The sequence below is a fragment of the Alteromonas sp. C1M14 genome (assembly GCF_018860965.1).
In the GTDB taxonomy this organism is placed as follows: Bacteria; Pseudomonadota; Gammaproteobacteria; order Enterobacterales; family Alteromonadaceae; genus Alteromonas.
The window spans coordinates 490,440-516,325 of record NZ_JAHKQF010000008.1 but is presented as its reverse complement, the minus strand read 5'-3'; the positions used below and the strand labels follow the sequence as shown (position 1 = coordinate 516,325).

General features: G+C 43.9%; 22 protein-coding genes. All 22 read right to left on the bottom strand.

Annotated elements, in window-relative coordinates; genetic code table 11:
* Positions 1-126 precede the first annotated feature (126 nt).
* The 22 genes from KO501_RS06965 to fliS all read right to left on the bottom strand — a co-directional run bounded on the left by KO501_RS06965 (position 127) and on the right by fliS (position 25,881).
* Positions 127-930 (bottom strand): flagellin, encoded by an 804-nt coding sequence (locus KO501_RS06965; protein WP_216028910.1) that lies wholly within the window; start codon positions 928-930, stop codon positions 127-129.
* Positions 931-1,068: 138 nt separating this feature from the next.
* On the bottom strand, positions 1,069-1,773 hold the full coding sequence (locus KO501_RS06960) for a hypothetical protein (RefSeq protein ID WP_216028909.1): 705 nt from the start codon (positions 1,771-1,773) through the stop codon (positions 1,069-1,071).
* Entirely contained in the window at positions 1,766-3,286 is a 1,521-nt protein-coding gene (locus KO501_RS06955; RefSeq protein ID WP_216028908.1) for an FkbM family methyltransferase, read from the bottom strand. Before KO501_RS06955 ends, KO501_RS06960 begins: the two co-directional genes overlap by 8 nt.
* Before the next feature lie 84 nt (positions 3,287-3,370).
* On the bottom strand, positions 3,371-5,599 hold the full coding sequence (locus KO501_RS06950; protein ID WP_216028907.1) for a class I SAM-dependent methyltransferase: 2,229 nt from the start codon (positions 5,597-5,599) through the stop codon (positions 3,371-3,373).
* 170 nt (positions 5,600-5,769) lie between these two features.
* Positions 5,770-9,327 (bottom strand): 6-hydroxymethylpterin diphosphokinase MptE-like protein, encoded by a 3,558-nt coding sequence (locus KO501_RS06945; RefSeq protein WP_216028906.1) that lies wholly within the window; start codon positions 9,325-9,327, stop codon positions 5,770-5,772.
* 112 nt (positions 9,328-9,439) lie between these two features.
* Entirely contained in the window at positions 9,440-11,755 is a 2,316-nt protein-coding gene (locus KO501_RS06940; protein WP_216028905.1) for a hypothetical protein, read from the bottom strand.
* Positions 11,745-13,037 carry a glycosyltransferase family 2 protein gene (locus tag KO501_RS06935; RefSeq protein ID WP_216028904.1) on the bottom strand — a complete coding sequence of 431 codons (1,293 nt, stop codon included), beginning with the start codon at positions 13,035-13,037 and terminating at the stop codon, positions 11,745-11,747. Before KO501_RS06935 ends, KO501_RS06940 begins: the two co-directional genes overlap by 11 nt.
* On the bottom strand, positions 13,034-13,990 hold the full coding sequence (locus KO501_RS06930) for a glycosyltransferase family A protein (RefSeq protein ID WP_216028903.1): 957 nt from the start codon (positions 13,988-13,990) through the stop codon (positions 13,034-13,036). Before KO501_RS06930 ends, KO501_RS06935 begins: the two co-directional genes overlap by 4 nt.
* Positions 13,987-15,159: an acyl-CoA reductase gene (locus KO501_RS06925; RefSeq protein ID WP_216028902.1), complete on the bottom strand. Its 1,173-nt coding sequence runs from the start codon at positions 15,157-15,159 to the stop codon at positions 13,987-13,989. The genes KO501_RS06930 and KO501_RS06925 overlap by 4 nt, the downstream gene beginning before the upstream one ends.
* Positions 15,156-16,253, bottom strand: coding sequence for an acyl-protein synthetase (locus tag KO501_RS06920; protein ID WP_216028901.1), 1,098 nt, complete (start codon positions 16,251-16,253; stop codon positions 15,156-15,158). Before KO501_RS06920 ends, KO501_RS06925 begins: the two co-directional genes overlap by 4 nt.
* Position 16,254: 1 nt before the next feature.
* On the bottom strand, positions 16,255-17,622 hold the full coding sequence (locus KO501_RS06915) for an AMP-binding protein (protein ID WP_216028900.1): 1,368 nt from the start codon (positions 17,620-17,622) through the stop codon (positions 16,255-16,257).
* On the bottom strand, positions 17,619-18,386 hold the full coding sequence (locus KO501_RS06910; protein ID WP_216028899.1) for an SDR family oxidoreductase: 768 nt from the start codon (positions 18,384-18,386) through the stop codon (positions 17,619-17,621). The genes KO501_RS06915 and KO501_RS06910 overlap by 4 nt, the downstream gene beginning before the upstream one ends.
* Entirely contained in the window at positions 18,370-18,609 is a 240-nt protein-coding gene (locus tag KO501_RS06905; protein ID WP_216028898.1) for an acyl carrier protein, read from the bottom strand. The genes KO501_RS06910 and KO501_RS06905 overlap by 17 nt, the downstream gene beginning before the upstream one ends.
* Before the next feature lie 15 nt (positions 18,610-18,624).
* A complete protein-coding gene (locus KO501_RS06900; RefSeq protein WP_216028897.1) occupies positions 18,625-19,200 on the bottom strand; it encodes a GNAT family N-acetyltransferase in 576 nt (191 codons plus the stop codon).
* Entirely contained in the window at positions 19,197-20,222 is a 1,026-nt protein-coding gene (pseG, locus tag KO501_RS06895) for a UDP-2,4-diacetamido-2,4,6-trideoxy-beta-L-altropyranose hydrolase (protein WP_216028896.1), read from the bottom strand. Before pseG ends, KO501_RS06900 begins: the two co-directional genes overlap by 4 nt.
* Positions 20,219-21,274, bottom strand: a complete 1,056-nt coding sequence (pseI, locus tag KO501_RS06890; RefSeq protein ID WP_216028895.1) for a pseudaminic acid synthase — start codon at positions 21,272-21,274, stop codon at positions 20,219-20,221. Before pseI ends, pseG begins: the two co-directional genes overlap by 4 nt.
* On the bottom strand, positions 21,267-22,238 hold the full coding sequence (locus KO501_RS06885) for a hypothetical protein (protein ID WP_252728191.1): 972 nt from the start codon (positions 22,236-22,238) through the stop codon (positions 21,267-21,269). The genes pseI and KO501_RS06885 overlap by 8 nt, the downstream gene beginning before the upstream one ends.
* A complete protein-coding gene (pseF, locus tag KO501_RS06880) occupies positions 22,238-22,933 on the bottom strand; it encodes a pseudaminic acid cytidylyltransferase (RefSeq protein WP_216028894.1) in 696 nt (231 codons plus the stop codon). The genes KO501_RS06885 and pseF overlap by 1 nt, the downstream gene beginning before the upstream one ends.
* Positions 22,930-24,075 (bottom strand): UDP-4-amino-4,6-dideoxy-N-acetyl-beta-L-altrosamine transaminase, encoded by a 1,146-nt coding sequence (gene pseC / locus KO501_RS06875; RefSeq protein ID WP_216028893.1) that lies wholly within the window; start codon positions 24,073-24,075, stop codon positions 22,930-22,932. The genes pseF and pseC overlap by 4 nt, the downstream gene beginning before the upstream one ends.
* Entirely contained in the window at positions 24,072-25,070 is a 999-nt protein-coding gene (pseB, locus tag KO501_RS06870) for a UDP-N-acetylglucosamine 4,6-dehydratase (inverting) (protein ID WP_216028892.1), read from the bottom strand. The genes pseC and pseB overlap by 4 nt, the downstream gene beginning before the upstream one ends.
* Positions 25,071-25,141: 71 nt before the next feature.
* Positions 25,142-25,456 (bottom strand): hypothetical protein, encoded by a 315-nt coding sequence (locus KO501_RS06865; protein ID WP_216028891.1) that lies wholly within the window; start codon positions 25,454-25,456, stop codon positions 25,142-25,144.
* Positions 25,453-25,881 (bottom strand): flagellar export chaperone FliS, encoded by a 429-nt coding sequence (gene fliS / locus KO501_RS06860; RefSeq protein ID WP_216028890.1) that lies wholly within the window; start codon positions 25,879-25,881, stop codon positions 25,453-25,455. The genes KO501_RS06865 and fliS overlap by 4 nt, the downstream gene beginning before the upstream one ends.
* Positions 25,882-25,886 lie beyond the last annotated feature (5 nt).

Below are 25,886 nucleotides of genomic sequence, written 5' to 3'. Positions count from 1 at the left end.
TTACAGTTTAGCGCATCTATATGATTGTAGCGGTAAAAGATCGCTAAGCAACTGTAGATTTTTCAAATTCATAAAAAAAGCAGGCAAACCTGCTTTTTAAGAATTACATTTCTATTGTTACGTACTTTAACTGAGAAGTGCAAGTACCTGACCTTGTTGTTGGTTCGCTTGTGTTTGCATACTGATTGCGGATTGACCAAGTACATCATTAGTCACTTGTTGGCTAATTGCTTGTGCATAATCAAGATCTTGAATACGGCCACGTGCGGCAGTGGCATTCACGTCTGCTTCACTTAAACTTCGCGCAGTGCTTGCTAGCTGATTCTGGGTAGCACCAAGACCCCCTTGGGCCGCCCCCACGGTTTCTAGCGCCGCATCAGCAGCGTCCAATGCCAAATCCACATCCCCAGAAGTAATATCAATATTTAAGATATCAGACAGACTGCTGCCCACATCTGAGGTATCGACGCCAACTTTTTGATCCGGGTTAGCGCCCACCTGAAAACTGATTTCACCATCACTACTTAATAACGGCTTACCGGCAAAGTTCGTCTGTTCTATGGTCTGACTAATATTATCCTGCAATTGGGTAATTTCAGACTGAATAGCCTGACGATCGGCATCGTTTAATATACCGTTACCGGCTTGTAAGGTAAGTTCTCGTATCCGAGACACATCATCGTTAATGCCAGAAAGACCACTTTCTGCAACCTGAGCTAGGGAAATTCCGTCATAGGCATTGCTAATGGCTTGACGATTACCTTCCACCTGTGAGGTGAGACGATCTATGATTTGTTGCGCCGCAGCACCATCTGCTGCGCTATTAACTTCTTTACCGGACGCGAGTTTCTCCAGCAGGCTGGTTTGTTTTTCCTGAACCTGTTGTAAAAGCGTCGAGTTCGACGAAGCGTCGCTGTTAAAATTAATCATAAGATCCTCCTGTTCTTTGCAAAGTGTAGCTTATAATTTTGCCTCCAGCATCGTTTTTTGAGGATCTATTGGCTTTTACTTTTCCCATATTGAACATATCAATTTAACCAGTAATGGATTTACGCCGCTGGTTGAATTTCAATCATAGCCAAAGCAATGCTGGTATTCACTGCACAGAGCTTGTAACTGTGAAGCCCGACGAATATCAGTTTCAGTAATAGTTTGATAAGGTGTCTTTCTGCTCGATATATGTCCTGCATACATATCAGCTTCAAATTTCCTGCCGTAATTAACAAAGCCTCGATCGACTTCTCCACCGCCAACAAAATTTAACTTATCGCTTAATGTATCCCGTACCCCCTGTGAGGTAGAAAAATCTTCGTACTTCACTACATAATCAATGGGAAACTTTTGTGCAAACATCACCAGTCCGTTGGCTTCCCGTACGCAATAGTCAAAAGCCCAAGCATCATCGAGTGCAAGTTGTTGTAGTCGATGTTTTTCTAACAAACTTAAATAAACGTTGTCGATACTTCTGCACGTTATAATCGTTTTGTCTGCTTTGAACAACGTCCCCATTTGATTGTGAAAACTACATTTTACTTCTTTCACGCCAACCTTCGCCCCAGCGTTACGGAGGTTTGAAAAATCAAATTCACCAAGGTGAGATTGATCTTGCAACTGGAAATCTCGGAGCTGATCAAAAAAGACCGCATTCGGACCGTTGACAATATCAGGTTCAACAAAAATGTATTGCTGTTTTTGTGGATCCGTTAAAAAATTTGCTAACGCAGTACTTCCTGACCGCCCCATAGATGCAATATATACATCAAGCTCAATCATTTCGTCTGATCCTAAGCAATGTGGCCGTCACGTCTTTGTGATTACGGCTCCAAAAGTAGCCATTGGTATCTAACCACTCAAGAGCAGCATGTATTTCTGCTTGGGGCATATTGTAATACTCAAAATTAATCACCAATGGCTTAATAACATCTATGGGAAAGGTAGACAACACCTGCCAATCATGGCCTTCGGTATCAATTTGCAAGAGATCTAAATAGGCAAAATGGTCCTTTCCGAGTAGCGTATCAAAGGTCGTGCATTCAACACTTTCTTCTACCATCATGGCTCTTAATTTTTCGAAAGTTTCATCATCGATTTGCTTGCCACCCAACGCATTTCTATCATTATAGAAAGAAGAAATACCTAACGCCCACTCTGGAATATCGCCTGATTCAATGTGTTTTTGTGGGATTTTGTGAAGCACTCTGCACCCTGAAACTGAGTCAATAGCCATGTTAAGAAATTCAAGACCTTCTTTATTTTTATAGTTTATACGTAGTTGCTCAAACATTTCTCTATTAGGCTCTAAAAGTACCCCTTTTACATTCATAGCCTCACTTACGTGATGGAAAATGGGATCAAACTTTTTACCATCCATAGCACCCACTTGGATAAAACTGAACGGTTTTTCTTGTCTTATAGAAAGTAAATAGCTCACTAAGTTATCTACATCTATTTCAATTATAGCGTTTGTTTTTTTAAGCTTCGTTTCGGTATTAATCGACAAGTCATACTTATCTTCACTAGGGAGTCTTTTGCGCCTAGTCTGGGTAAGACTGTCTGGGTATTCTGGTTTATTTAGTTTCACTACATCTCTGGAGGCTTGCAGATGCGTAACAATGGGGTGCTCCACAGCGCCACTGTCATAAATATAGGTATATCTTTTATCCAACCAATATGTCACCAAGTCATGTTTGCGGCTAGTCAGGCTCCACGCCTCATCCAGAAGCATCTGGTCCCATAAAACCGGTTTTGTTGCTGCCAAATCCGTCCAACAACTTACTAACTTCAACCCACCGTCGGTATAATTGAAAAACACGGTACCGGTGGCAAACTCCCACCCATCCCATAAATGAATTGCAAAATCAGCTAACTGCGGTATTAACGGTATATCGTTCACTACCGTATCAATATCAATCCATAAAACCGGCTCTTTGAATTCTTTAAGGCATTTTTCAATAAATTTAGCTTTGTAGCTGCAATTTTCTTCCCAATTCTTACCTGATTCTATTTTTTCAACGTAGTAATTATCAATCTTCAGGTCGTTTAAAGATTGTAGAAAAACTTCCGCCCGCTTGGCGTAAATACTATCGTCGGTATAAAAGCTAATAATTTTAGGTGTTATTAATTTATCAGTCGCAGTACGCTCGTTATACAATACGAATGCATCACCATCATCTGAAATAGTATAGATATCATGAGCACTTTCTTTTACAAAAGCTGGCAATTCGGGGCACTGTGTAAAGCCAGACTGGACTAGACGACCTACTTTCTCTTTAATATTTTTAAGCATGGGTGTACATCGCCTTATCAACTAACTATTAAAAACTTATTTTCGAACTAACAGTGATCATTAGAATTAAAACAACCACATAATTTAGGAAATAAAAACACAGTCAACACTATCCATAATCGAAGAGGCAATTTCCTCTGAAGACCCTACGGAAGTAATGCAAATTAAAGAAATGGATTTAAACGCTATATCGGTACGCGAAAAAACAGGCAATTCCATAAAGGTTACTGGCGAACTAGACGAGTTATCTATAAATCCATCTACTGTTATGGCATTTTCTTTTAATTTCAAAAACACCATTTTCGCAACAATACCAGTACCCCAAATGTAGACACCACGTCTAACGTTAGTAAGCTTCACTTTCGCTATGAGTTTGTTAACGTATGACTTGCCGATGGCTTGTAGCTGAATCTGATCATCATCTTGTTTAGGTTTAACCAACTCGTCCACAAGATTAATTAAGCCGAACCGTTTATTTTGTTCAAGAAATTCAGCGTCAAATAGCAACGAAACCTTGTCAGAAACCACCTGCATTTTTATATAAAGCTGGTTTATTACAGAGATCACGTCATAAATATCGGCCATTTCAGGCCACAGAAAAGGTGCGACAAGATCTTCTCTATTATTAATCGAATTGTGAAACGCTTGGCTGACAGTTGGAATCAAACTTTTTGCGGTTGTTAAACACTTCATGGCCGCTACGTTATCATCAGACCAAATATAAATTTTTGCTAAATACCAATAACTTTCTATTGATTTAACAGACAAGATTGCACAAAAATCAAACGTATCAACCGTTGTCAGCAAACGAAAATAATGTGTAGCCTTGGCAAATTCACCTAATTCATAATATTGTTTAGCAAGTATAAATGTTAAGGATGTAAACCAACGCAGATTAAATGGATGATGGCTTAAGACGCTCACTTCAGTAGTATCAATAAGCTTCTCCACCTCGCAGAACCACGCTTTATCTGGCTTGCAGGCATAGCCCTGTAATGTTCTAAGCATTAACGGGCTTTCATTCGATGATTTAAGTAGCTGTTCGATGTAAGCCCCGCGCACATCATCACTTTTAATTCGTTGCCCGATTTGGACTATCTGGCGGTGTAACCAAGGGTTTTCATAGCCATTCTTAAAATCCACATAAACCGGCAACGTCGGCGCTGTATATTCGGGGTTAGTGTAAGGCTCGGTAATTCTGCCCGACCATAACTCATGTGATAAATTAGGCGTCGCAACGATAACTAACCACTCTGTTTCTGATTCGCTACCATCCACATTTTCTTCGGTCCATTTGCGCGGACTGTCCGTTAATTTGAACCCACCGGGCGCTGTCTGGTGATGTCGCGCTTCAATAATAAAGCCGTATTGTAGAAATAAGGCTTTGAATTTTTGCCAATCGAATTCGTGGAAGTGATAAGGATTTGGATCTTTACCTGACTCATCGACCCACAAATAGGGTACGCTAGCCACCACTCTGCCATCAGGTTTTAGGTGAGTTAAACACAACTTAAAAAATGCGTGATAGTCCACCACGTGTTCGATGGTTTCAAAAGAAGTGATAAGATCGTACTGCTCTAAAGCGGCCTGTTCAAAATGGTCTATGTTTACAGCCTGATAGGACAACTTAGCACTGCCATAAACATCATTTGCATAGCCGACACTCTCTTTACAAATATCTACCCCTGTTACTTGTCGGCAATTTTTGAAGGAAGAAAGAATATAGCTGCCGTAACCTAACCCACAGGCACAATCGAGAACCTTATCATTGGGTCGTATAAATGATCCAGCAAAGACGTAACGATACACATGAGCATCTGAACGCCCCGAACATTCCCTCAGCATATCCATATGCAAGTCACGCTCTATAAGCAAATTGCTCATCGACGTTAACTTGTGCTCGGTCTGAGGGATTTTTCGAAAAGTAGTGGTTTGATAACCGGCGTTACCATCAAGATTATGATAGTTCCTTGTTTGCCACTGGTGAGCAGACACATGGAATCCGTTATTAAACAACATCGATTCCACGTCTAACTGGGAAGATGAACTATCTTGCAACCCAATAACGGTAACGAAAATATTTTGATGAGCAAAAAACTGGTACTTACTGATAAAACAGGCCAAAAATTCATTTATTCTAGCCTCTGTACATATAAACGAACCTTCGGTTATCGATTCTGAATCGTGCAACCTCAAATTTCCGTTAAAGTGACTATTACAGACATCGTCAAAATCTGCATCTAACAGTGCAAAATGTGGCATCACACACTGCGTTGTTTTTAAAAATTCGTTCAAATTCGAGGCACGAGCCATACTGATAACCAACTTTCAATCCTGGGCTATTGACATGAAATCATCAACACATTAGTAAAAGACACGCTATCTATTCGCGCGTTTCGTACTAAGTGTAACGACAATTTATCGAAATTCTTTAATCAAATTACTTTTGATTGTGTGGCGCTCAAAGTATGAGCTTTACTTTATCAGAGCGCTCCCTTCCACCAATTCTTGTCATAATTATCCAGTTGTTTTTGTGCTTCATATTTCGTTGTATTGCCCATAAATAATACGCTTTCATTGGATATTGTGTCTAACACTTGCCCTCGATTACCCATATCGTCTTTTACTTGGGCAGCGCATGCATATTTCTTTTTCGGTACAACAATATAATTGGGATAGTTGATGATTTGATCCGCGGCTTTTAACACATCGAAAAGGGATAAGGCGTACTGCCGTATTTTCTCTGGGACTTCATCGGTTTCAGAAACATAGGAAATTTTTGGAATAATTAACTTCCCATGATCGGCTAAGAAACATGCTTTTAAAAGATCCGTCGTAGCCATATAGTCGTGAAATAACACCGCTTCACCATCGAGGTATTTCGACGCCTCTGCGGGTAAATCAAGCATGGGGTGAGTATACAAATAGGTGGTGCCATTTTGCTGGAGCAACTCACTTTCTATCTGCTTTGGAAGCTGCCTTAACTGGACAATACAATGCCCATTCGCTTTTCTATTAAGGGCTGAATGCTTGCCGGCGCTTTCTGGCAAGATAACAATGGCGCTATCATCTTCCTGTGTCTTGCAGATAGATAAGCCGATTTGCTTTGCCCTTCTTCGCGCCAAAATATTTAACTTGTATGTTTCTTGCTCTGATAGAAAACAGTTAACCGTTAATTGAGGAATTTTAGTTTTTAAAAACACCTCTTCCCGTTCATAGGAAAAACTTGATACATGATCGTATTGAAAAGGATGGTTAACGACTTCTCGCTTAATCTCACTGAGAGTTTCAGCCCACACTTCTCTTAATTCATTAAGCATGGTCAGTAGCTTTGATTTCGTGACTAAAGAAAGTAACAGTTTGCTTAGCAGTGAGTTAGCGTAATTAACCGTTCCATACAGGTAATAGAACAATAAAGAGTTACCCCGAGTATACGACTCAAACAGCATCTCTTTTTGTTTATCGGTTAAAGTATCAACATCTTCGATGCTTGAAAAAGGTCGACTGACTATCTCAATAAATCCGGTCAACTCATCAGCTAACACAGTGTCATCGAAATGACGGATAAAGGCTTGTTCGAATTCATCCCCGCTGGTCACCGGCTTAAACACCTGTTGCTGTATTTTTTGCAGTGTTTTGTGCTTTTGCTCAGGACTAGATGTTATCAGTATGAAATCCACGGGCAAAGGCGTAGCGCCTTCGATTTTCGCGCCATTGCTGGTATTGAAGCAATCCACATTACCTTGTGATAGGGTCTGCTCGATGATGATTTTGGAAACTTTAAATTCATACTTGGTATAGACGTACTTCTCAAAATTACCTGGTACCACGATATCGGTGTTATTTTCAGTTTGATAACTGTACTTTTCCACACCTTTAGCATCGTAATACCCCGATTGCGTAGAATGATGCTTAGTTTTATCTACAAAGCCAAGGTCAACCCCAAACAGATAAATTTGTTCAAAACCAATCAAGGTAATGATATTCATCACAAAATTCGAAACCGTGGGAAATGCAAATTGCAGTTCTTCGTAATTTTCCCGCCCTAAAATAGTTAAGGTAGATACCGTGGATGATTCACCTTCCTTAAATGCAAGAAACACATCGTTAAACAGAGCACAGGTGTCAGGATGAATGCCATTACAGGAAATTAAATTAATTTTCTTTAGGTAATCAAAATCTCCAATACGACTGCACCAGTCAAACGTAGAACGATTCTGCTCAATTTCAGCATGAAAATCAGGCACAATTCCATTTCTATGTAGAGGCATAAGCGCGGTGCCACAGGAAACAACAATAGCGGCACCTTGCCACTCTTTTATTGCTGCAATCGCATCATCTAAAGACGGTCCATTACCCACAATAAAAACCGGTACATCTTTGTCTATACCAGTTAGTTTACTAGCTGGTGCTTTTTCCAATAACGGATATTGTCGCTTGATGGTTTCTCGGGTGTGAGCGATACCATGACGGGCATGATCAAAGTTCTCTCCCATGGCGATAACCACTTGCAACTGCTCTCGCAGTTGGCTGATGGTTTTTACCAATGCTTCGTTATGGTAGGTCTGATAGAAATAAGTACTAGCAAGAATATAGGGCCCGACAGAGTAAAACTGACTGATCAAATCTTTAAATAAGTTTGTTCCATCATCACCAACGTTAATGTATAGCCGCCCCTTGCTATCATCAATTTTCTTTAGCGCGGCGGCCCAGTCAACGTAAAATAATGATGCGTAAAATAAGTCTTTATTCGGCTCACAAATAAACAATTTTTCCACGCAATAGTCATCCATGAGTAGAGACAATTGCGGCCCGATACCAAACATAATCAGAGACTTGATTACTGCCGGCAGTTCGCCAGCTTCTTCTTCTGTTTTATCCAACAGCTTTTGCGCTTTTTTAACAAAACGGAAATGGGTATAGTCCTTTAGCTTTTTGCCTTCGTACCCTAACACCAGCCCATCTTTATTAGGGTAACTAGCAAAATTATTGAGATTTATTTTCCCATCATCAAAAGGGTGAGTGCTATACCACGGATTTAATGAAAAGCGGCTAATTATGTTTATAGTTCCATCATGATCTGTAACCGGGAGCCAGTATTCAGGTACATAGTTTTTAAATTGTTCTGCAATATCCGCAAAATAATGCTCAAAAGCTGCAATATTGTTGGTAAACACACTCTCTTTATTTGTAAGCAAATTATAGTCAGCAACAGAGACTGGCGGCGTCCAAGGAGAAAGGGTGTGGTCTTTGTTTTTCGGTAGATAGGAAGCTAAGCCATTTTTACGAAATGCGGACCAATTTTCAGTCAGCAATCCATGTTCCAAACAATTAAACACGTTTTGATTGTAGTGACGGTATAAAAAGAACCCATCAGCAGAATGAGACTGAGTCAGTTCGTCCATATCATCAATGAGTGTATTGCCGTCATTTTCCAACTGAAAATACAGCCCCGTTCCCTTTTTCTTAGCTAAACTAAACAACGGGTTCCAGTCCATGGCTAAGACAGAGCACTGAAAATATTGGAGTTCTGGCTCGTAAATTATAAGGTGTTTAATATCGTGATTTTCAATAAGCAAACGTACATGTTCGCCTAAGCCGATACCTAGCACTACCATCACATCAATTTTTTTAGGCAGCGGCGGTTGTTTTAAATGCTCCTGAAAAACGACTAAATCATTTAGTGAAGACAAAGATACTGAATCTTCGGTATGGCTTTCTTTTACATCTTCAAAACGGCAATAAGTACATTGTGCTTTTTTTTGTCTGTACTGGGCCTTTATTTCTTCACTAGGTTGAAGACCATAAAACGTGCGGCCCTTACTGTAATCTACAATATTGAGTTGACCGAACTTGTTCGCAAAAACGGAAATATTTTGACTTCTTGCTTGTTTGACTTTAGATACAAGGGAAGGAACGAAAGTCTTAAAAGACACCTCGTTTCTACGCAAGTTTGACATAATTCGACTTGCAAGCCTTACCTCATGAGCGTTCTGCAGCTCATCATCCATATCTAGATGAATTCTAACATCTTTAAGCATGCACGATTTCCTATGATTCTAAAGTCATTTAATAGTCATTGTTGTCAGACTGTTGAAGTGTATGGTAATAGCCAAGAAATGACTAATAAATCAGTTTCTTAAAGTTGTAGAACTACACACTAATCATCTGAACATTGTCAAGTTTTTGCTCGGCTGCAGCATGCATAATACGGTTGGCGATTTCCTCTCGAAAAGCATAAGAGGTTATCAATATGTGGCGAGAACCCTGGTAAAGCGCATCTTCGATTGTCGTCACACGATAGCCTGCCACAGAGATTGATTCGTCTGATTGAGCACGTCTGTCAATTACACGCTCTACCGTGATCCCATTGGATTTGAGCAACGGTAAGATATCGCGGAAAAATTCACCGGCACCGTAAACACTGACTGTATGCCACTTTAAATTCAGCAACTTTTTGATCAATATTTGAACATGATAGTGATTATCCGCATCTAGCAGTCCCAATGATCGCGGAATAAAGTCATTATCAATTAACGCAATTACACCTGATGGCCAGTGCACATTTCCAAGTTCCCAGTCTTTATCTCCAGTCAGTTTAAACAAAGACTTTTCAAGACCATATTGATTGATGAGCTGTTTTTGGCCCTCATCAATAACTGTATATTCGCCATCTGTGCCGAAATTGTCTTGATGATATAATTGAGTGAACAGTGAAGCTTCTAGATCCGTGGGCATCAATATATATCTCGCCACTATTGCCTGAACGGTCGCTGCTTCTAAGGCTGGTTTTCCGTGTTTAAAGGCGTTCTCAGCGAAGCTTAGGCAACCGGATAAAAACTTTTCGCATAGTTCCTTGTTAGCGGTAATTCCTTTTGCTAACACAGGTTCTACGTTGCCATTATTTTGTTTATAGCTAAGGGTAGAGCCTTTATCGCCCAGTAATAATGCTTCGATGCACTCAGGAGAACGAGCAAGCTTTTTACTCACGTGAAAGCGTTCTGTTCCCGGTGAAATAAACGCTCGGCACAGCGTTTTCTCAACAAAGCGATAAGCGCGTATGGACGCGTAAAAAAGTAAATTAGCCCCAGCGGACTCGCCCAATATCACTTCAAGATTATGCTGAATCGTGCCGCCGTTGCCAAAATCTATCACCGCACATTCTGAATACTTAGCTGACGTCACCTGTTTCAAATATGTTTTTAACAATCGACGCTGAGTCTCAATTTTGTGCTCAAGCTGAGTGGTATGTACTTTCGCTTCTCGCACTAGTCTTGCATATAGTGCTTCGCCCTCGACAAATAAATTTTCGATATTTTTTAATTCAAGATCACCGTTTAGCAAAGACAGTAACTCATCTGACAGATGAAAATCTCTAATGAAATTTTTCAATGTATATCCGCGATATAACATTAGTGTATCCATCACATTTTCTAGCCACTGCGGTTGAGACGTGTCGATACCAGGCCAAAACGCAGATTTTCGTGAGACATAAAATGCCGAGACTTTAATATCCTTGCGCCCCTGCAATTCCAATTTTCTTTTCACCAACGGCGTAAATAAATACCCCTCACGCATCAAACAAAGAATATGTTTACATCCAGACGCATCACTTTGTTTAATGATCCAATCTGTAAAAGCATCGAAAACAGGACCCCATACAAATGCACCAATTTCAAACGCCACTTGTTCTACTTGTGTATTCCCGTCTTGCTGTAAAGACGCTAACAATCGAGTCGCCGATGAGTGGGTGTCAGCCAGAAAATGTTGCGACTCTATTGCCGTGATACGCTGGGTGTCTAATGCAGGATGAAAATACAGAGTCTGAATACCCATGGCATGTGGCGAAGAGACGTCAGCCTTTTCGTTATCGCCGATGTGTAACCATCGACTAAATGACCATGCTTGCGTTTTTGCCAGTAATCTAAACAAACTGCCAGAATGTTTAGTTTTGCCAAATTCAGATGAAACAAACAGGGGTAACTTATAAAGCGTAGGCCAATTGAAAAAGAACGTATCCTTAATTTGCTGTTCCGACAAGTACATATCTGATATCAACGCAACTGACACGCCTTTTGCTAACAATGTATCAATCACTGCCACCATAGACTCATTGACCATAGCATGGTTTTTTTCTGCTAATAATTCAGCGTCTAAAAGCGTTTGTTTCGTTACTGTGTCAAATGGCATGCACTGAAAGATTTCTTCAAATACAATATCTTCTTTATGCGACGCTTGCTCTCTTGCCGCTCTCTCGGCCTGCTCTCGAAGCACTCTATAGTCTTCACCTGAAAATCCATTCAGCGCAGGCACCTCACTCACCACTTTCTCGAATAATGCAGTGGGATAGTTCACGTGTCGAAAGACAATGGTATCGAATACATCTAGGGTAATGATGTCCAAACGCTTATCATCTATGCGTTCCAAAATACGATGGTATAGGGTCATTACTTCCTCATTATTTAGCATTGAAACCACGCAACTCTTGATAACCAGTGATAAGTTGGCGGTAGAAGACGGGAGTTTCTACGGCATCAAAAATCATTGTAAATGCTTGATATACTGTTTTAAGTTCATTTAACGTATCTTTCGGGCATACGTTAAAGTAACTGTCGATTATGTAATCACCTTCCTCATCATCAACGTCTAGAAGGTGCTCCACCACCCAGATATTAATAACTTCATCGGCTGCTTTTTTCACTGCATTATCTGAAATAATGGGCAACCTGTTTTTTTGCAATTCGCCAACTACCTGAGAACAAAGCAGCTCATTTTCGCCATAAACACGATAAAAAGGCACTTTGGGTAATTGGTTAATAAAGGAGTATTCAGCTTTAGGCAAAACCGCATCTGGCTGGCTAAACCAATTCCCGGCGGCAAAATCCAGTAGCGCGGATTGTGCACTCACGGCTTGGGTTGACTGCCCTTTTCTATACGCAAAAAATGCTTGCTGGGCTAATTCCTGACAGCGTTTTTCAGCAAAGTGAGTAAACTTTTCCACAGACAAATACTTGGCAAAAAAACGCAAACGGTTGCGCTCAAAATAATAATTACTAAAGGTATTGGTGGCGTTCACCGCCCCCATTTTATGCCGCACTCTGGCCTGACGAATGGCGTGAATTTCATGGCCAGCCTGTTTTACCCGGGTACACCAATCCATGTCATCCCAGTAAATAAAATGGGCTTCATCAAAGGTGCCCACATTTTCAATAATACGGGTGCGGGTAACTAAACAACAGGCCGGCACATAGTCACAATTGACCACATCCGGTAGGCTGTCAGTATCGTCATGTCCTTTCAACGGTGTGCTAACGCCGAAACGCTGCCAATCGATAAAGGCGCCCAGTTCTTGTAGCTTTTGCGGGTTGTCCATGGTGCAGATTTTCGCCCCGGCCACCCCTACCCTGTCATGCTGCTGTAAGTAATCAACCAGCAAAGATATGGTATCTTCATCTAACAAGATGTCGTTATCCAGTAGCGCGGTGTATTCACAGCCCGATGCCACCGCTGCCTGCATACCACGAGCGAAGCCCCCTGAACCGCCGGTGTTCTCAGTGAGAGCGATTAATTCCACCCATTCACCGTAGTGTTGCCTGATCATATCCTGGCTACCGTCGGTGGAGGCATTATCAACCACAAACACCTTCATGGCAGGCCACGCCTTTTTTGCCGGCCACAACGAATTCAGGCAGCCTTTTAGGTAAGCTACCTTGTTATAATTGCATATGACAACGGCAATGGACGGCTTCATGATGTTTCTTGCGCTCTTAGGGTATTTTTTACATAGTCAGGTTCATTGCAGTGCTCAAATGCCATGCGGTGACGATGATCAAAAAACACGCCCTGTTTAGCCGATTCTCGGATCCAAAATCGAAACTTTTCACTGTTATTTTTAAACAGAAAATACAAGGCCGCGGCAAACTGATGATGGGCGATCCCCGCCTTGATCACCGCATCCTCCACATCAAACTGTGCAGCTAATTCACACGATAAACAGATATCCGCCAAGCTTTGTTCCCGTCGCACGGCACTTCGTTGGGTTTGGGCACCAAAACTATTGCTATGAATTCGATAGCGCCCTAGCACCTTAGGGATAAAGTCGATTCTGGCATTAAGAAAGCCTGCGTTTAACACATAAAAAGGATAATCGAGAATAATTTGGCAGTTTTCAGCCACCGTCTGGGTTAGAAAATCATGACGACGAAACATCACACTGCTGGCCTGCATATAGGTGCCATACCGTATTAAATGGGTAATATCAGAGTGTTCAGGAATATAAGACCAGTTGTAAAACGACTGACTATAAAGGCGAATGGATGCATCGGTATCAGAATCAAACATATCAGATTCATGAAAAACCATCTGACAATCGGGGTGACTATCCAGATAATCTATCTGGGTTTGCAGCTTACCGGGCAGCGCGAGATCATCGCCATCTAAGTAGGCAATATATTCACCACGGGCCTCGTTAAGTAAGGTTTTCATATTCTTTGCCAGCCCCCCATTATCATTTTTAATGATGGCTTTTAAGTGGGGAAAGGTTTTCTCTAACGAGCCAATAATCTCAGCAGTATTGTCCGTTGAGGCATCATCACATACGATTACCTCAAAGGGTGCCGTAACGCGCTGCTCAAGCGCTGAGCGCAAGCAGGCTTCAATATAGTTTTCCAGATTGTAAGCGGGAACAATCACCGATAACTTCATGCAAATACCACGCGACGGGCCAGTTGGCTTAATAATTCATACCCATCCCACTGGGGTGAAAACGTCAATGCATTTCCCAGTGGAACCATTCTGTCTATTCCTTCTATCGGCGCACTACCGAAAACCTTGATAAGTAAGTCTTTACTGACACCCGCGTAAGATAGGGTTTGCCATCTTGCATCATCATAATCGAGCAATGCTTCAAGCCTATCCACCCGAATACAACACACCGTATACTGCCCCACGTGACGTTGAATAAGATCCGGATGCCACTGTTTAACATGGGCAAGATTGAGTGCTCCAGCCTGTTCAGCGTTATCTAGCAGATCTTCGCTTTGACACCATTGGTTATAAATTAATTGCTCATTTTTACGGGTGATGGACGGCGCTGCCGATTGAGCCTGTGCCGCTAAAGCATTTACAAAGCGAGTCCAATGGATATCTTCGCCCCGCCAAAACAACAGGCGGGGAGAAGAACACGCCTGTTGCTCAAAAGGTTCACACTCACGCCATAATAACTCTGCGACTTTCTTATTCTCGAAAATATGATGAAAGTCGATAAATGCCGCCGAGTAGCGGTCGGCAAAACTAATATCCCGACATCGCGGTTTACACGGTAATGCCCGGATTGCTTTGACACTGTCATCGCCGCCCCAGAGCACTCTAGCATCGGCCAGAAGGCTAATTGCCCCGCTATCTGGATGATGGCGTTCAAAATGGACAAATTGGTTGGCGTTAGCCACTTGGGCATACTCGGGTAGGCGAAATACCTCTTCCATCACAGCAAGTAACAATTGCTGCGCTTCACTATGACGACTAGACAAGCGCACAATGTTACGGTTTCCCATCAGCAGTGCACACACCCAGCTGTACACAAACATGGTATCCACATTGGCAGGGGTATAATGCACCACTAGCCCCACAGGCTTATACACGCCATCGGCCAGGGTAGTTAATACTTTTTGTATATTGGCGCGACGTAACCAAAACCCCAACGCGACTAAATCAGGAAAAGCTTTACAGACTGTATTTCGAAGTAATGCGCCAGATAATGCATCGATAAAATCCAGCGTTGTTTTGTGGCCTACAAGGGTATTGGGGGCACTAATTGCCGCTAACGAGTTTGCGGCAATAGACTGTCTAAAGGGTAATACTTGCTCAATATTCACAATGTACCTGCCGTATCGCTGCATCCGCGGATCTCGGTTTTTGGTAACCGACCGGCAATGGAAAAATACCGGCCTTTTCGGCCACAGGGGCAATCGTCCTCACCAATAATACTGCCCATATCTTCGGTAAGAATGCTGTAACCGGGGTAACTGGTGGGTAATGCCGATATCACGTGAAGTAATCCGGTTTTGCCGTGGGGTAAAGGTTCAAGGGTATAGGGGCAACGCACCATCACATCCGCCAGTGACGGGGCATGTAAATGTCCGTGCTCGCACTCAACAAATACGCTACCTACCTGTTCGGCCATACCATAAAAATTATGAATGCGAGTCAGGCCTGTTAATGAACGAATAGTGCGCTTGAAAGTCTCGTTGGTGACTTGTTGATCCACCAGTTTTTTCCAGCCACCACTGTGAATTAAAATGCCTTGTGACAAATCCACATGGATGCCGCTTCTTTCTATGGCTTTCACAAAGTGCAACCACACCATAAAGGTAAACCCGAACAACAGTACGGGCTTTCCTTTATGTTTAGCAACAAAGGCTGCCACCGCCTGGGTGTTTAACGACATATCGGCATTGAGTGCATAGGTATGGTCACGGCCAAAAAAGGCCATTCCTTGAATACCCGCTCCTCGTGCAGACAGGTCAGGTGACTTTAATATCTCCGGGGAATCGATAATGAGCATGGGTAATCGCTGCTTACCGATAAATTGCTGCATAATGGTGACTAAGGCTTTGCTTTGCCGGGCACTGGTAGCTTTATCGAGGATCACCCGCGCAGGGGTTTGCCCAGTGGTACCAGAGGAGCGCAATTCTCGAAATACATCGGCTTCAGGGATACTGGCTAACCGTTGCAATTTAAACAATCGCACAGCCAAATAAGGCAATTGTTCGTAGCAGGTAAAGTGATTGGGATAATCGGCAAACAGCGCTCCATAAGCGGCGCATCCAGTAAGATGGTGCTGATGTAAATATGCCATGATTGCCCGCAACTTGTTACTTTTCTCACGCTGCGTCATGCCGTAAACCGGCTGCGCCAACAATTCATTAAGGCATGATTGATAATCATCCGCGATGGCTTGCCCGCTCATTTTATCCTTTTCCTTGCTCAAGTAACGCTTGATAGTTGGGCTTACCATTTGCTAATAAGGGCCAGTCAGAAACCTCAATCAGCACTTTTGCTCGCGGTGGGCAAGATACCCATTCATCTAACAATGCTTGGGCTCGCCTTTTACTGCCTGATTCGCAGGCCAGAATTAGCAGGTTGTCTTCTCCCGTTGCTTTGGCCTGTATGCCCTGTTGCGCAAATAAACTTTCAAGGCCATCAAGGTTCAAACGCTCACCAAACAACTTAATGATCCGTTTTAAACGGCCGCATAGGTAAAAGTCACCGTCTTCATCTTGATAAGCGAGATCACCGGTTGCCAAAAAAGGACGCGCTGCAAGCGTGCTAAGATCGGCGTGATCCTCACAATACCCCAACATCACATTGTCCCCTTCATAAATCAGTTCTCCCACCTCATTGGCAGTGGAAATAAGGCCACCGTCTTTATTTAACAGGGTGAACTTTCCACCGGGTATTGCCTGACCAATAGAGCCGGGTTTACGTTTCAGTTTTTCTGGCGGTAAATAGGCCATACGTGCCGTTGCCTCAGTTTGACCGTACATAACATAAAAGCCCTTTTGGCTGTTATCGGCATAGTCCGCCAAGGTGTGAATATAATTTTCAGCCAGTTTCCCCCCCGCCTGGGTAAAATAACGCAATGCTGGCAAGGTATTGCGGGTAAAACGAAGTCGTAACAACATTTCATAGAAGGATGGCACACCAGACATCGAGGTCACCGGCGTCTGGGTTAACAAAGTCCAGAATGCTTTATCCATCACCGTGGTTTGGGTTAGGCGAATCGCCGCCCCTTTTAGCAAATGGGTATTTAACACGGACAACCCATAAGAATAAGATAACGGCATGGTACATAACGCAATATCCGATGACACAATAGGAAGGTACTGGCAAATGGCCGTGGCATTGCTGTGCAAATTTTGATAAGACAAAGCCACATATTTTCCCCCACCGGTAGACCCGGAAGTGGTCAAAAGCACGGCTAGGTCTTGGTGTGTAGACACAGGGCTAACATGACGTTCGGTTAACTGCTCTCCTTCCACCCAAATATTGGGGTTGAGGCGTTGAGCTAAAAGCTGCCTCCCCTGAACGCCAAGGGCTGGGTTGAATATGATCACAGGGTAGGCTAAACGAAGACATGCGAGGTAACAGGCAATAGCTGAGATGCTATTTTCCATGCTTAGTGCGATTAGCGGGCGGTAACCGGCGACAGTGAGTGTGTGTTGCCAACTTTCCACATAGGAAAGCAACTTACCATAAGTAATACTGTCATGGTCAGTGATCACCCCAACACTGGCGGGCGAATGGGCGTCAATGGTGCCCCAAAACCCGGCTTTCACGGATAAAACAACCCATCCACCGGCAACACATGTCCAGTGGTATACGCGGATTGTTTTGACAATAAAAACACCACTGCCCGCGCAACATCGCCAGCTCTGCCAGAGCGTCGCATGGCAATACGGGACTCAATGTCTTGACGCGCCTCGTCGTCAAAATGTGCGGTTAATTCGGTATTGATAAAACCAGGGGCCACCGTATTGACACGAATCCCCACCGCAGCCAGTTCTTTAGCTAGCGAACGGCTTGCACCGCTTAATGCCGCTTTACTCGCACCATAAGCACTTAACCCACTACTGCCTTGCTCGCCCACCTGAGACCCTATATTCACAATACTGCCATGCCGATGGCGAGCCATCAGTCGACTCGCTAATTGCATATGTTGATAAGGGGCTAAAAAATTCACATTTAGTTGGGCTTTTAACCCATCCATGGCACTTACCGACAACGGGGCTTCTTTCATGACGCCGGCATTATTTACCAGCCCCATCAGCGGCCCAACATTGGGTTGATTTTGTTGTATTTGAATTTGACGAAACGCATCTTTTACTGCTTTTTCATCGGTAACATCATAATTTAACGGTATAACCCGAGACTCATACTGATTTACCAATGCAGACAATTTATCTTCATTTCGCCCTGCCGCAAAGACTGCGGCTCCAGCACTGACACATTCGTTAACGATGGCGCGGCCAATATCTCCGGTAGCACCGGTCACCAGTACCGAGCCCCCTTTTAGGATCATGGATTCAGAATTGGACATCATATTTAGCCAAAATGTCTTTTGCTTTTGACACTGAACTCATATCAATAATGTCATCGGTATCCAACATCACCTCGAAGGCATCTTCCAGTTCAGCGATAAGGATCATGTGGGCGGTGGAATCCCATTCTTTGATGGTATTGTAGGTTAATCCATCAGTAACCTGTTCCGGTGAGATCCCGAGAGCCTGAACAAATGTTTGTGTAAGCTTTTGCTGATTATCCACAAAAAACCTCTTTGATTATTTAGTCTTGCCTGTTCGTGACAACAGTGACTTTAAGGTGACAGTTTGCCGCTCATAACATGCTTTTTGCAAGCTTAAGGTGACAAATTGTCCCCGACTGACGGTTTCATAACCCAATTGCTGGTTATATTTTATTGCAGCCTCGTTATCAGCCTTCACCGATGCATGAAATTGCTGAGTATGAAAAACGGAAAAACAATAATCATACAACGCCAGCGTGGGAGCAAACGCCACAATATTACCTTGGTATCGAGGTTCGCCAATATACAAACCCGGCTCTAGGATCTTGGCTGAGGTGACCGAATCGTCGTCCTCGAAAACCTTAACATTCACCGCGCCGATGGGCGTATCTCGGTATTCAATGACCCAGTGCATTTGACTAGGGTCGGTAGCTATTTTTTTGTACCAAGCGAGCTGCTGCTCGTGGCTGATTAGCCCAGTGCTGACCATCTTTTCTCGTACAAAAGCACTGTTACGCCATTGCCGCAAACAAGTGAGATCAGCAACGGTAATGGGACGAAGACGAACCTGATAGGCTTCGATAATGGGCACATTCACAACAGTATCAGTCACCGATTTAACACTCCTGCAATGGCATCCAACACATGATAAGCGCCATCTGCATGATACTTATCCCGTAAGGCTTCATGCATGGTTTTTAATTTATCGGTGTTACGCCATAAATCACTGACCTTATTGGCGATCCCGTCTATGGGAGGTTGGGCAATACAATCAAAGGTGCAGCACCATCCTTCCTGTTCCGCCTGCTCAGTCGCCAAACGTTGATTTTCGGCTACCATTAAAAGCACAGCAGGGGTTTCACATACCCCCAACTCAAATTGACTGCCGCCAGCGGCACTGATTGCCAACTTGCTGTTTCGCCACACATCCGCCATATCCTGGCAATTATGAATATGCTGTATAGGCAAAGTACTGTTCGTTATGGCCTGTTGTAACGCCGGAGTATTGGTAAAAGCAGCGCCAGTTACCACGCGCAAAGGGGTATTATTAAGTACCTTCCCCAGTGCATTAATTAAAGGGATCGTAAGGTTTTTCGGATCACTTCCACCTAACGACAACACCAGACCATGACGGTGCTCAAAAGCTGGTGGCATACCCACTTGAAACTCTTTGCGCATAAGGCGGTATTTTGCCCCTGTACACAAGAGCGCATTTGGCTGACGTCGTTGATATTCCTGATCCAGGGCTTGGGACGTACTATTAACGATAATATCAGCCACACTAAGTTGGCTTAATTGACCATCATCCATGACCACCACAGGCAATTGCTGTTTGCACAATAGGACTTCTTCGGCCCGGATAGCATAGCCATCCACCACCAACACAGATGCATTTATGGTCTGGGCATAATTAGCAATGAAAGCGGCATTGTCTGAGGATTTATCGAAGGGGCACTCCACCACAGGGTAAATCCAATCGTGACGACTAACAGCCAGAGATTTCCCCCCCATATCGACAATAAAGTGACAGGGAATGTCATTGCTTTGAGCTGCTTGTGCCAACGCCAATGACCGCATTAAGTGCCCCATACCAATGGTCGAGGAAACATTGACTCGAAAAAGCAGCGGCTTCACAACGTTACATGCTCCCAAGACAGTGCGGTGCCCTTTTTAAGCGCTTGCCGGGCTTTACCGCCAAGTACTTCCTGCCAATGTTTAGGCGCTAAACCAAAGGCCGGCCTAACCACTTTAAGATTATCCTTGGTCAAAACCTCGCCTTGTGCAATATCCGCGCTAACATAAATCGAACGTCGATATTGTTTCGCCGCGTCTTCGGCTTGGCTACCACCATAGGTTACCTTGCCCATAGCCTGCCAGGCGCGCTTTGTTTCGGTAACTAGCAGTGCCAGCTCATTAGGTTCTAAGGAAAATGCCGCATCTACGCCACCAGCGTTTCTGTCTAATACAAAGTGCTTTTCTATAACACTGGCGCCTAATGCTACCGACGCCACAGCCGCACCGATACCGCCGGTATGGTCGCTCAGTCCTACCTGACAGGAAAAAGCGGCTCGCATATGTGGAATAGTGGTTAAATGGGTATTGCTGGGATCGGCAGGATAGGTGCTTGTACATTTAAGCAAAATGATATCATCACAACCATGGGCTTTTGCACATTGCACAGCATCTTCGATATCTGACAAACTTGCCATACCGGTAGACATAATCAACGGTTTTCCTTTACTTGCCGCATACCCAATAAGGGGTAAATCGGTAAGCTCGAAAGACGCGATCTTAAAACAGGGAACACCTAGACTGTCGAGGAAGTCCACCGCGTCACAATCAAACGGTGAACTGAAAGCGAGCATGCCTAAGGATTGGGCCCGTTCAAATAAACCTTGATGCCATTCATACGGGGTCGCCGCTTTTTGATACAATGCGTGCAGCGACTCTCCTTTCCATAAGCTATCTTGCTCTGAAATCACAAAGTCATCGCTAGCTACATTTAGGGTCATGGAATCGGCGGTATAGGTTTGCAGTTTAATTGCATGGGCGCCCGCTTTCGCCGCGGCATCCACCATGGCGCACGCAAGGTCATAATTTTGACTGTGATTACCACTTAACTCTGCAATGATAAACGGTGGCGTTTGTGGCCCAATCAGTCGCTTGCCAATTTTAATATCACCCATGGCCCTGTCCTTTTAGAATGTTCATTACGCCCTCAGCGAGGATCTCGGCGGCAACAGGTTGTGACGACATATCGGTGGCAAACTCTGGCATTAAGGTTCTTGGATCTACAGTGCCACTTATGACTAGCGAAGGCGTATTAACGGTAGTGGCTAGCCATTGGGGAGCAGAAGGCACAGTAATTAATAATTGACTGGCTTTAAGTTTACCTAAGGTGTCAAGCATAGGATAACGCCCATCAAAACCACTCCAAACCATTACCCCTTGCTCTTCTAACAACTGTTTTAGTTGTTCACCGTAAGGATAGTGACGTTCTTTTGTTCGCGCTTCTGTGGCCATGGCAACAACCGGTTTATCCATCGCCGCTAACGCGGTATCGGCAGGCACATCAATGGCCATATCCATGGCAATGTCACCAAACCCACAGCACCGGCGTAAATAGAATTCAGGATAACCCCGTTCTAAAGAAATACCATTTTCCCACCAAGCAGTATGCCATTGAGCCATGCTCAACCAGGTACTTTGCATATAGTGTTCAGGAACGTTGACGTAATCAGCGGACAAGGTTTGTTGTTGGAATTTATCCACCAACTCAGCCACACTAATACTCATGGTATTGCCCACCACGGGTTCGCCCGCGTCCTTCAAAAAACGGGCAAGAAAACAAGGCATAAACCAGGTATCTAAATTAATGATGCGACTGTATTTTTCGCCTAAAATTGTCTCTGCTAACCCCAAAAAGGTCTGCATGGCATTGACAATATTTTCCGGCCACTCGCCTTTTTTCAATGCCATAATGTGAACATCGGGCTCAGCCAAAGCAATAATGTCTTCCCCAGCGGCGTAAGTAAGTACATGAATATTAGCATCGGGGTATTTTTGTTTGATATGACGGATGGCCGGGATCCCGACACAGGTGACATCACCAAGCCCCAACATTCTGATAATTAGTATTTTTTCCTGCATTATTTATCCATAGACACATAGGCACGATACATTAACTCTGCACGTTGCCAGTCTTCCGGGGTGTCAATATCTTGCACCAAATAACGGGGCAGAATCACCGGAATACTCGTGGGTGCAAAAGTCGGCTTTCCTGTTAGCCAGGCGTTGGTTGTTCCCCAATAAAACTGGCCGGCGTCATGATAGCACTCTACCAAATCCTGAGAGCGCTTACCCATTTGCTCGGGTTGTATAGCACATACCCCTTTACCTTTAAGGGTGATGGCTCTTTGAATTGGAAATGGAAAGGTAGTTACTGAAAACGCGAAATGCATATCCGGTTCGTCAAGCAACCTTCCATAGCCTTCTTGTAACTTATCTGCTTGTAAAAATGGAGCCGTAGCATAAATACAGCAAACGTAATTAACCGGCCCGTTTAAACGCTGATATTGATGGATGCCATGCTGAACAACTGGAAAAGTACCGGTAAAATCGCCAGCTAATGTGGCTGGGCGCTCAATGACACAAGATGCACCGTACTCTTTGGCAACGCGAGCAATATCATCAGAGTCTGTTGACACCACAATATCATCAAAAAGTTGACTATTTTTTGCCGCTTCAATGGAATAAGCAATCAGGGGCTTACCCGCAAATAAACGAATATTTTTGTTAGGTATACGCTTGCTGCCTCCCCGGGCAGGGATAACCGCAATGTTCATTTAAGCACCTCACCTAATGTAGCAATCACTGTGTCTTGATCTTTCACTGATAAATCAGGAAATAAAGGCAGCGTAATGGCCCCGTTGTAATACTGTTCACTATGGGGAAAGTCGCCAAGAGAAAAGCCCAACGACTGATAATAGGGATGCAAATGAATGGGAATATAATGCACGTTCACCCCTATTCCTTGGTCCCGCAAGGCATTGAAGATGCGGGTTCGATGCGCTGGCACGACTTCAATCATGTACAGGTGCCATGCGCTATTTTCATCGAGTACTGGGCGCTTAACCGCGAGGGATGATAGCGCCTTATGATACCGCTTGGCTTTTTCCAATCGTTTGGCAATAAAGGTGTCAATTCGTTGTATTTGGGCAAGACCAAGGGCCGCATGAAGATCGCTTAACCGATAATTAAAACCAAGGGACTGCTGAGCATAAAACCAAGGTTCATTTTCATGGCCCTCAGGCAGGCTTTTAGGGGCTTTGGTAATGCCATGGCTGGCATATAAACGCAACTGTGATTCGTAGTAGGGATCATTGGTAAACACCACGCCGCCTTCGGCCGTGGTAATAGACTTCACAGGGTGAAAACTGGTCACTGTCATGGCCGAATAATGACACGCTCCTACACGATGGCCATCTTTGTCTTTCCCGCCAAGGGCGTGAGCGGCATCTTCAATAAGCAAAATATCATAAGGCGCGGTTAATTGCGCAATGGCGTTCATATCACAACTGCTACCGGCAAAATGCACCACCACGATGGCTTTGGGCAATCGCCCTCGCTTTTTTGCTTGCTGTAGTTTTTGTGCCAAGGCCTCAACACTTAGATTACGCGTTATCGGATCAATGTCGATGAAATCCACATCCGCGCCACAATAGCGCGCAGCGTTTGCTGACGCAGCAAACGAGTTAGGTACAGTCCACACCAGATCGCCCACGGTCACACCGGCCGCTAAACAAGCAAGGTGTAAGCCTGAGGTGCCACTGTTGCATGCCACTGCCCCACTCGCACCGGTATATTCACATAAGCGTTGTTCAAACGCAGGAACCTGCTGTCCCTGGGTTAAAAACTGATTTTGCAGCACTTCAACAACGGCCTGAATGTCTGCCTCATCAACAGAATGTTTACCGTAGGGGATCATGTGGCTTTTTTATCCAACGCTTGTAGTTCAGCTATATCAAGAAAGTGGGGGTTTTTACCCGAATGATATTCAAACTTTTCAGAAACGGATTGCCCTTTATCACCGAGTCGATTGCGAAAGTAGTCTACGTTTTTGTCAAAGAACGTAATGGCTGGAGCGATAACAAAATGGTCGTCAAATTCAATGGAATGATGGGCCATTTCTTCTGGCACCATCACTTCGTGTAGCTTTTCGCCAGGACGGATACCGATAATTTCATAATCCCGCGCCCCACTCATGGCTTCCACTAAATCCACGATACGGATAGAGGGGATCTTGGGGACAAAAATCTCTCCCCCTTGCATACGCGAAAAGTTTTTCACCACAAATTCCACGCCTTCGTCTAAGGTGATCCAAAAGCGGGTCATCTCAGGATGGGTTACCGGTAACTTGCGTTTCCCTTCACTAAGCAATTTACGATAAAAGGGGACCACAGAGCCGCGACTTCCCACCACATTGCCATAACGCACAACAGAAAAGCGGGGCCCGGTTGCACCAGACAGGTTATTTGCGGCCACAAAAAGCTTATCTGACGCCAGCTTAGTCGCACCATAAAGGTTTACCGGATTGGCCGCTTTATCTGTGGACAAGGCAATAACCCGCGAGACATTATTGGCAATACACGCATCGATGACATTTTGCGCGCCATTAATGTTGGTTTTGATACATTCATTGGGGTTGTATTCGGCAGCGGGGACTTGTTTAAGGGCTGCGGCGTGGACCACATAATCCACATCTTTCATGGCCGTAATCAAACGATCTTTGTCACGCACATCGCCGATGAAATAGCGCATACAATCAGCATCAAAAAGCTGCTGCATCTCAAACTGCTTAAGCTCATCACGAGAATAAATGATAACTTTTCGAAGTGAATAATTCTTTAGCAAATAACTGACAAACTTCCGTCCGAAGGAGCCGGTTCCGCCAGTGATGAGAATACTCTTATTATTAAACATGCGAAGATTTCCACGAATAACCAGTCTACGAACCGGCGTTAAGTTAGCTGATGCAATTACGCCTTAACATATCATTTGCGGTAATGCTTTACCGCCTTTTGACTTTGTAAAAACTGGCTCACATCATCTTTAGCTGACTTTAGCAAAGTCTGCGCCACTTCCAATAACTTATTATTGACGCTAACTTCCTGCTGCGCAAAAGATTTTGCGTCTTCGCCGGTTAAAGACGCTAAATGGGATTGAATAAATGCATCGCGTTGCTGAATTAAAGACAGGAGAGTCTGATACCGAGAGGCTTCATCCTCATCGGCCAGGCACTGTAAGATACGTTGGTTGATCTCAGCAAGTGCCTGCGGTGTTAGGGAATGATTAAGTTCTGTATTCACACGGCCTGACGTTTTTGACGCTGGGCTTCATAGGCTTCCTCTTTCGCCGTCTGAGGAATCTGAACCCACGCATCACGAATGGGAGTTAATAGGCTAATGACTTCGTCGAGGATCTGCAAGTCATTCCTGACATGGGCTTCACCCGTGCGTTCAATCATATACTCATATAAAGCAAACATATTTTCCGCCACTTCACCGCCGATATCTAAATCCAGGGTATCTCGCAAATTAATCAATATGGCAGTAACGCGAGAAAGAAATTCTGATTTAGACGCATACTCTTTGCGCTCCATGGCGCCTTTTGCATATGCTAGACGGTCTAACGCCCCCTGCATTAGCATCAATGTCAGTTTATGAGGATCTGCATTCGCAATATCTTGTTTAAGGTTACCTTTGCGGTAAGCGTTAATACCTGTAAGTGCCATGATAA